The sequence below is a fragment of the Myxococcus sp. AB025B genome, assembly GCF_006518215.1.
Taxonomy (GTDB): domain Bacteria; phylum Myxococcota; class Myxococcia; order Myxococcales; family Myxococcaceae; genus Myxococcus; species Myxococcus fulvus.
This window is the reverse complement of record NZ_SRLW01000582.1, coordinates 1-2,089: the sequence shown is the minus strand read 5'-3', so window position 1 is coordinate 2,089 and position 2,089 is coordinate 1. Positions and strand designations below refer to the sequence as shown.

Below are 2,089 nucleotides of genomic sequence, written 5' to 3'. Positions count from 1 at the left end.
GGGTGGGGGGATGAGAAGGGGGCCGCGCCGGCGTGGGCACCTCGTCAGGGACCAGGTCGAGGGCCAGGGCGTTGCTGCCTGCTGTGTCGATTCGGGACATGCGCTCGCTTCCGCAAAGGGGACCTCCGGCCGCACTGCACCAGGCACACCAGGGTCCACTCCGAGCGGCGCGCGGGCCCTCGGCGCCTCACGCCATCGCAAGCTCCGGACGTGAAATCTCCCGGCACGGACGTCCTCGCGCGCGAGGTCGGCGCGAGTCAGGCGACCACGGCGGCGACGGCCCGGGAATCGAGCGGCAGCTCCAGCGTGAAGGTCGTCCCGGTGCGCTCCCCGCTCTCGATGCTCACCCGTCCACCATGGGCCTGGGCACAGCCCCAGACCAGGGTCAGCCCCAGGCCCCAGCCCTTCGAGGGCCCCTCGCGCGCGGAGCGCGTCCTCGAGAACGGCTTGAAGAGCAGGTCCTGGTCGGCCTGGGAGAGGACCCGGCCCTCGTTGTGGACGGAGACCCGCGCGCCTGAAGCCGTCCGCGCGACGGTGAGGGTGACGGGGGAGTCGCTCGCGCCGTACTTCACCGCGTTGCTGGTCAGGTTCCAGAGTGCCCGGCGCAGCTCGTCCTCGCTCCAGAAGCCCTCGACGGGCGCCTCGGCCACGAGGAGGAAGCGCTCGCCGTGGATGGTGCTCAGCTCCTCGATGACCTCCCGGGCGATGGCCCGCAGGTCGCACGGCGCGAACTGGAGCGAGAGCTGCTCCCCGGCGCGCAGGCGGTTGGCGTCGAGCAGGTCCCGCACCATGCGGTCCGTGCGCTCGATGTTCTGGTCGATGCGCCGGGCCAGGTCCCGCCGCTCCTCCATCATCTCCGGCCGGCGCAGGAGCAGCTGCGCCGCCACCTTCGCCGCCGACAGCGGCCCCCGCAGGTCATGGGCCAGGACGGAGACGAAGCGCTCCCGGAGCACGCGCTCCTCCTGCAGGGTCTCGACCTTCGCCAGCAGGTCTGCGTGCAGCTTCGCGTTGTCCAGGTGGATGGTGAGCCGCTCGCCCAGGGACTCGAGCCGCCTCCGCTCCCGGGCCGTGAAGTCGCGCGACGCGGCGACGCCGACGTACAGCACGCCCCTCAGGGCGTAGTGCGTGGCCAGACGGATTCCCAGCAACGAGGAGAGCCCCTCGCGCCGCAGGTCCTCGCTCACCGCCATCGGCGTGGCCTCCGCCTCCTCGCCCGAGCCGGGGCCCTCGTCCAAGACACCTCGAGTGGTCGCGTATCGCGCGAGGGCCTCCATCGCCACGCCCGTGGAGACCACCGTGCCAAGACCGGGGAGCAGGGACTCTTTCAAGAGCAGGGCCGCGCCCTGTCCCCCCAGCGCCTCCATGATGAGCTCGAGGACCTCCCTCAATCGCTCCTGGAGAGAGGCGGCGTCCACCTCCAGGGCCTCGTTGGCCACCTTCTGGATGAGCCGCAGGTAGCGCTTCTCCGCCTGCTCATCCTCCCGCATGTGCTCGCTGAACAGCGCGATGACGCTCGCCGAGGCCGCATGCAGCTCACCGAGCAGCCGCTCGACGTCCTCGACGTCGGGCCGCGCCTGGGGCGGGGCCTCGGCCCACATCCTGGAGATGCACCTGCCCAGGAGCGCGAACTCCTCGACGACCTCCGCGACGTGGAACCCCTGGCGGAGTCGCGCGGCCACATGGCCCTCCACGTACTTGCGCCGCTCAGCGAAGGTGGTGGCCGGCGCCTTCGCGTCCTCCGCGAGCGAGGCCAGATAGGTCGGCATGATGTTCTTGAGCTCGGGGGCGTCCAGGCCGCGGGCGGAGGCGGCCCGGGTCGCCTCCTCGGTCCACAGCCGGACGATGGCGTCGTAGTGCCGGTGGATGATGTCAGCGATGCGGTTCATCGTGTGGCCCCATCGTTCTGCCGCACGGAGACGCCATCCCGTGCATTCCTGGAGAGGGGATAAGGCCTGGGCCTCCCGGAGGTGAGCGGGGAGAGCGCCGGGCCCGCGGGCCACCGTTCGCTGGCATACACGCCCCGGGGAGGTCGCGACGGGTGCCCGAGCGGGGGAGGGCATCCCGCCCCGAGGACCCATCCCCGAGCCCC

At 71.9% G+C, this 2,089-nt stretch carries 1 protein-coding gene; it reads right to left on the bottom strand.

Features of this window, described 5'->3' with window-relative positions:
• Positions 1 to 257: 257 nt before the first annotated feature.
• On the bottom strand, positions 258 to 1,886 hold the full coding sequence (locus FL311_RS42775) for an ATP-binding protein (protein ID WP_141333382.1): 1,629 nt from the start codon (positions 1,884 to 1,886) through the stop codon (positions 258 to 260).
• Positions 1,887 to 2,089 lie beyond the last annotated feature (203 nt).

Excerpts from the sequence above, each read along its gene's own strand:
- FL311_RS42775 (WP_141333382.1), bottom strand. The coding sequence starts at position 1,886 with ATGAACCGCATCGCTGACATCATCCACCGGCACTACGACGCCATCGTC.